This is a genomic window from Mycobacterium sp., from assembly GCF_040509115.1.
Lineage (GTDB): Bacteria > Actinomycetota > Actinomycetes > Mycobacteriales > Mycobacteriaceae > Mycobacterium.
Map to the genome: position 1 here is coordinate 1 of NZ_JBEVLO010000216.1, position 5,911 is coordinate 5,911.

General features: G+C 67.6%; 6 protein-coding genes. 5 read left to right on the forward strand and 1 reads right to left on the reverse strand.

Going from position 1 to position 5,911, the window contains the following annotated elements; all coding sequences use genetic code 11:
- The first annotated feature begins 19 nt into the window (after positions 1-19).
- Both ABW137_RS15040 and ABW137_RS15045 read left to right on the forward strand, forming a co-directional pair.
- Positions 20-598, forward strand: a complete 579-nt coding sequence (locus ABW137_RS15040) for an RNA polymerase sigma factor (RefSeq protein ID WP_526401274.1) — start codon at positions 20-22, stop codon at positions 596-598.
- Positions 591-1,841 (forward strand): anti-sigma-D factor RsdA, encoded by a 1,251-nt coding sequence (locus ABW137_RS15045; protein WP_526401267.1) that lies wholly within the window; start codon positions 591-593, stop codon positions 1,839-1,841. Before ABW137_RS15040 ends, ABW137_RS15045 begins: the two co-directional genes overlap by 8 nt.
- Before the next feature lie 47 nt (positions 1,842-1,888).
- Here the strand turns inward: ABW137_RS15045 and ABW137_RS15050 are convergent, their stop codons facing one another.
- On the reverse strand, positions 1,889-2,293 hold the full coding sequence (locus tag ABW137_RS15050) for a DUF5319 family protein (RefSeq protein ID WP_526401268.1): 405 nt from the start codon (positions 2,291-2,293) through the stop codon (positions 1,889-1,891).
- Between the two features lie 166 nt (positions 2,294-2,459).
- On the opposite strand from ABW137_RS15050, the gene guaB reads away from it, so the two are divergent.
- From guaB to ABW137_RS15065, 3 genes are all read left to right on the forward strand, one after another.
- Positions 2,460-4,001 (forward strand): IMP dehydrogenase, encoded by a 1,542-nt coding sequence (gene guaB, locus ABW137_RS15055; protein WP_526401270.1) that lies wholly within the window; start codon positions 2,460-2,462, stop codon positions 3,999-4,001.
- Positions 4,002-4,069: 68 nt separating this feature from the next.
- The gene (locus ABW137_RS15060; RefSeq protein WP_526401276.1) at positions 4,070-5,209 is read left to right on the forward strand and encodes a GuaB3 family IMP dehydrogenase-related protein; all 1,140 of its coding nucleotides are present in this window, start codon (positions 4,070-4,072) and stop codon (positions 5,207-5,209) included.
- Positions 5,210-5,348: 139 nt separating this feature from the next.
- The coding region (locus ABW137_RS15065) for an FAD-binding protein (RefSeq protein ID WP_526401272.1) at positions 5,349-5,911 on the forward strand (563 nt) is incomplete at its 3' end.

Here is a 5,911-nt window from a genome sequence, read left to right on the forward strand (position 1 = left end):
GCTGGAGATACTGCTCACGATGACAATTTCGGGAGATGGTCTCGATGATGTCGTTGCTCAAGCGGTGGCGGGTGATCGAGGCGCACTCGAAGAAGTGCTGGGAACCATCCGGCCGATCGTGCTCCGGTATTGCCGGGCGAGGATCGGGTCAACGGAGCGGAGTGGGTTGTCAGCCGACGATGTGGCTCAGGAGGTGTGCTTGGCCGCCATCACGGCGCTGCCGCGCTACAAGGATCAGGGACGACCGTTCCTGGCCTTCGTATACGGCATCGCTGCTCACAAGGTCGCTGACGCGCACCGCGCCGCCGGGCGCAATCGTGCCGAAGCGACCGACACGCTCCCGGACCGACCGTCGACCACGGCCGGCCCCGAGCAGATGGCGATCGACTCCGAATCAGCCGCCCGCATGAGCAAGCTGCTGGAGATCCTGCCCGAGAAGCAGCGCGAGATCCTGGTGCTGCGCGTCGTGGTGGGGATGAGCGCCGAAGAGACCGCAGAGGCCGTCGGAAGCACGGCAGGTGCGGTTCGCGTCGCCCAGCACCGGGCCCTGGCCCGGCTGAAGTCCGAGCTGAACGGAATGGGGCCGCACGATGCCTGATTTCGATCGCTGGAGCGCTGGCGGTGACCCGTCGCTCAACGAGATCAACCGAGCGGATCGCTTCATCGATGCGCTGTCGTCGAAGCAACCCGTGTACTCCACCGACAACGCGGAAGCGCAACTCGCGTTTCTGCTCGCCGACTGGCGCGACGGCGTTCGCGACACACCGGTCAGCACCCCGGTCAGCACGACCGATGCCGTCACGGCGCTAAACGACGGACTTTCCCGCGGTCGACGCCCCCGCCGCTCCTTCGCGGTCGTCGGGTCGGTCGCGGCGGCGATGCTGTGCATCGGCGGCTTCGGCACGGCCGTGTACGGCGCGGGTCCCGGCGACTCGCTGTACGGCGTTCGGACGGCGATCTTCGGCCAGAGCGAGGTGACGCGGGACGATCAGGTCGCGCTCGCCTCGGCGGAGCTGCAACAGGTGCAGCAACTCATCGACCAGGGAAACTGGGAGCAGGCCCAGGACAAGCTGGTCGCCTTGAGCACCACCGTGCAGGGCGTCGACGATCAGGTCGGCGACAAGCAGCAACTGGTCGAACAGTGGAATGCGTTGACCTACAAGGTGGTCGAGCAGGATCCGGCCGCCACGTTGCCTCCGGGTGAGCCGCTGCCGGTACTCCCGTCCTCCCCGCTGACGTGGCTGCCCGTGCCCGTCGTCGTCGACCCGTCGACGTCGCCGACCACTGACACGTCGGCCACTGACACGTCGGCTACTGAAACGTCGGGCACTGAAACGTCGCCTACTGAAACGTCGCCTACTGACACGTCGGGCACTGAAACGTCGGGCACTTCCGGTACCTCGGCGACGGACACGCCGACGTCCGGGGTGCCGCCGGAGGTTGTGCTGACGCCGCCGCCCTCGGACTCGACGACGACGGCACCGTCCACGACCACGACCACGACGGCGCCGACTACGACGACTACCAAGACGACGGCACCGACTACGACGGCGCCGACGACTACCAAGACGACGGCACCGACGACTACGACTACTACGACGGCACCGACTACGACGACGGCACCGACTACGACGACCACTACGACGGTGTTCACCCCCACGCGCGCGGCTGAGGCCCTCCCGTCGGCCGCGCCGTCATCGCCCGCATCCGCGGCACCGTCCGTAGCGCCGTCGGTTCCGCCGCCGTCGGCTGCTCCCTCCGTGCAGCAGGCACCGCAGTCAGTGGAGCCAAGTGTGACCGTGACCACAACGACGATTCCGCCACCGCAGGGCGGCAGCTGATCGATCGTGTGGCTGGAGCGGGTTGAGCGGGGGAGTCGGCTACGCCGTCAGCGATATCCGTCGGAATCGGTGGTGGCCTCGTTCAGCGAGGCATCCGCGTAACCACGGCAGTAGTCCCACGTGACGTAGGCATCGGGCTCCGGGTCGTACGCGGGCTCGTGCGGCCGGACCGTTCCGTCGACCAGGAGCTGCAGGAGGTTGGCCCGCAACATATCCCAGTCGTGGTAGTGGTCCTGCTGGCACTCGTCGCAGCAGACCACCAGGCCGCGAATGCCCTTGTGCGCCAACAAGGCTTCGTAGACGGCCAGGTCCGCAAGATCGGCCTCCACCGCGACGCGCTCCTGCGAGTCCAGAGGCTGACCTGGCTCGAGTGCGTCGAGGGCCGCCGAGGGATCGCACGGGTCGTCGGCGAAGGGGTCGGGCGGCAAACCCGGTGGCAGGTGGTCACGCACGCTTCCACACTACGCAGGGCCTCGGGTATCGCGCTAGCGGTCCACGGCGTTGTGGCGAGCGTGTCTTCTCGTCGAACGTCGCCGCCGATGCGGTGTGGAAACCAAGTGCGGGGCCCGATCCCGATAGGATGGACCCTTAGACCTGCGCCATCTGGAGGCCTCACCCATGTCGATCGCTGAAAGCAGCCTTCCCTTCGCCGTTCCGGTGCCGACCGGGGGTGATGATCCCACCAAGATCGCCATGCTCGGGCTCACCTTCGACGACGTCCTGTTGCTGCCCGCCGCCTCTGACGTCGTTCCTGCGAACGCCAACACGTCGTCGCAGCTCACCAAGCGGATCCGGCTCCGCGTTCCGCTGGTCAGTTCCGCGATGGACACCGTCACCGAATCGCGGATGGCCATCGCGATGGCTCGCGCAGGCGGAATGGGCGTGCTCCACCGCAACCTGCCCGTGGCCGATCAGGCCAGCCAGGTGGAGACCGTCAAGCGGTCCGAAGCGGGCATGGTCACCGACCCCGTGACGTGTTCGCCCGACAACACGCTTGCCGAGGTCGACGCCATGTGCGCGCGGTTCCGGATCTCGGGCCTGCCCGTCGTCGACGCCAACGGTGCCCTGGTGGGAATCATCACGAACCGCGACATGCGATTCGAAGTCGACATGAGCAAGCACGTCGGCGAGGTCATGACCAAGGCCCCGCTGATCACGGCGCAGTCCGGCGTGACCGCCGATGCCGCATTGGGCCTGTTGCGCCGCAATAAGATCGAGAAGCTCCCGATCGTCGACGGACACGGCAAGCTGACGGGGCTGATCACCGTCAAGGACTTCGTCAAGACCGAGCAGTTCCCGCTGGCCACCAAGGACAGCAATGGCCGGCTGCTCGTCGGCGCGGCCGTCGGCGTCGGTGCCGACGCGCGCGAACGCGCCATGACGCTCGTCGACGCCGGGGTCGACGTGGTCATCGTCGACACCGCCCACGCCCACAACCGCGGCGTGCTGGACATGGTGCACTGGCTCAAGACGGTCGCGGGTGACCGCGTCGAGGTGGTTGGCGGCAACGTCGCCACCCGCGCGGCAGCCGCCGCGCTCGTCGAGGCAGGCGCCGACGCGGTGAAGGTCGGCGTCGGACCCGGGTCGATCTGCACGACGCGCGTCGTCGCAGGCGTCGGAGCCCCGCAGATCACGGCCATCCTGGAAGCCGTCGCCGCGTGCGCCCCGCACGGGGTGCCGGTGATCGCCGACGGCGGCCTTCAGTACTCCGGCGACATCGCCAAGGCGCTGGCGGCCGGTGCCTCGACGGCCATGCTTGGCTCCCTGCTGGCGGGCACGGCCGAAGCGCCCGGCGAGCTGATCTTCGTCAACGGCAAGCAGTTCAAGAGCTACCGCGGCATGGGCTCGCTCGGCGCGATGCAGGGCCGTGGTGAGCAGAAGAGTTACTCGAAGGACCGCTACTTTCAGGACGACGTGCTCAGCGAGGACAAGCTGGTCCCCGAAGGCATCGAGGGTCGGGTTCCGTTCCGCGGGCCGCTGTCGACCGTGATCCACCAGCTCACCGGCGGTCTGCGCGCGGCGATGGGCTACACGGGTTCGGCGACCATCGAACACTTGCAGCAGGCGCAGTTCGTGCAGATCACGGGTGCCGGGCTCAAGGAGAGCCATCCCCACGACATCACGATGACGGCTGAGGCGCCGAACTACTACGCTCGCTGAACGACGCCGCCCGCCGACATTCCAGCAGCCCACCCGCTCGGACAGGAGACAGTGCCGTCATGCGTGACATGGTCGAAATCGGCATGGGCAGAACTGCCCGTCGCACCTATGAACTCGACGACATCAATATCGTGCCGTCGCGCCGCACGCGGTCAAGCAAGGACGTGTCGACGGCGTGGCAGCTCGACGCCTACCGCTTCGAGATTCCCGTCGTCGCGCACCCCACCGACGCATTGGTGTCGGTGGAGTTCGCCATCGAGCTGGGCCGCCTCGGCGGGTTGGGCGTGCTCAACGGCGAGGGTCTCATCGGTCGGCATGCCGACGTCGAAGCCAAGATCGCCCAGGTCGTCGAGGCCGCCGCCAAGGAGCCGGAGCCGTCGGTGGCCATCCGCCTGCTGCAGCAGTTGCATGCGGCGCCCCTTGATCCGGATCTCCTCGGCGCCGCCGTTTCCCGGATCCGCGACGCGGGGGTGACGACGGCGGTTCGGGTCAGCCCGCAGAACGCACAGGCGCTGACGCCTGCCCTGGTCGCCGCGGGCATCGACCTGCTGGTCGTCCAGGGGACCATCATCTCGGCCGAACGCGTCGCGCAGGCCACCGACGAATCCGGCGAGCCGCTGAACCTCAAGACGTTCATCTCGGAACTCGACGTACCGGTGGTCGCCGGCGGCGTGCTGGACCACCGGACCGCCTTGCACCTGATGCGCACCGGCGCTGCGGGCGTCATCGTCGGGTACGGCTCGACGTCCGGGGTGACCACCAGCGACGAGGTGCTGGGCATCAGCGTGCCGATGGCCACCGCGATCGCCGACGCCGCAGCGGCCCGTCGTGAATACCTCGACGAGACGGGCGGTCGCTACGTCCACGTGCTGGCCGACGGTGACATCCACACCTCCGGCGAGCTGGCCAAGGCCATTGCCTGCGGCGCTGATGCGGTCGTGCTGGGTACGCCGTTGGCTACGGCTGCCGAGGCGCTTGGCGACGGCTGGTTCTGGCCGTCCGCCGCGGCGCACCCGTCACTACCCCGGGGTGCCCTGCTTCAGGTTGCGCTCGGCGAGCGTCCCTCGCTGGATCAGGTGCTCAACGGCCCGTCCGACGACCCGTTCGGTTCGCTGAATCTGGTCGGGGGACTGGCGCGGTCGATGGCCAAGGCGGGCTACTGCGATCTCAAGGAGTTCCAAAAGGTCGGCCTGACCGTCGGCGCCTGACGCCCTTCTCGTCGTGCAGTCGGACGAGTTGTTTGGCGTCCGCTCGCGCCCCGAGAAAGTGCAGCTAGAGGCGTTACAGCTTTACAAGTTAGGGTCGCCTGTCTAGCTTGTTACCCGCCGGTAAGTTAATAATGGCGGAATGGGTCCTGACTACGACGTCCTGATCATCGGCTCCGGTTTCGGGGGCAGCGTGAGCGCCTTGCGGCTTACCGAGAAGGGCTACCGCGTCGGCGTGTTGGAAGCGGGCAGACGCTTCGCCGACGAGGACATGGCCAAGACGTCGTGGAACCTCCGCAAATTCCTGTGGATGCCCAAACTCGGCATGTACGGCATCCAGCGCATCCATCTTCTGCGCAACTGCATGATCCTGGCAGGCGCCGGTGTCGGCGGCGGGTCGCTGAACTACGCCAACACGCTCTACGTTCCGCCGGAGCCGTTCTTCGTCGACAGGCAGTGGGCGCACATCACCGACTGGCGCGCCGAGCTGATGCCGCACTACGACCAGGCCACCCGGATGCTTGGCGTCGTCACCAATCCGACGTTCACCGATGCGGACCGCATCCTCAAGGAGGTCGCCGACGACATGGGCGTGGGTGACACCTTCGTGCCAACCCCGGTCGGCGTGTTCTTCGGGCCAGACGGCGAGAAGACGCCGGGCAAGACGGTGCCCGACCCGTACTTCGGCGGCGCCGGGCCTGCCCG

Excerpts from the sequence above, each read along its gene's own strand:
- ABW137_RS15040 (WP_526401274.1), top strand. The coding sequence starts at position 20 with ATGACAATTTCGGGAGATGGTCTCGATGATGTCGTTGCTCAAGCGGTG.
- ABW137_RS15045 (WP_526401267.1), top strand. The coding sequence starts at position 591 with ATGCCTGATTTCGATCGCTGGAGCGCTGGCGGTGACCCGTCGCTCAAC.
- guaB (WP_526401270.1), top strand. The coding sequence starts at position 2,460 with ATGTCGATCGCTGAAAGCAGCCTTCCCTTCGCCGTTCCGGTGCCGACC.
- ABW137_RS15060 (WP_526401276.1), top strand. The coding sequence starts at position 4,070 with ATGGTCGAAATCGGCATGGGCAGAACTGCCCGTCGCACCTATGAACTC.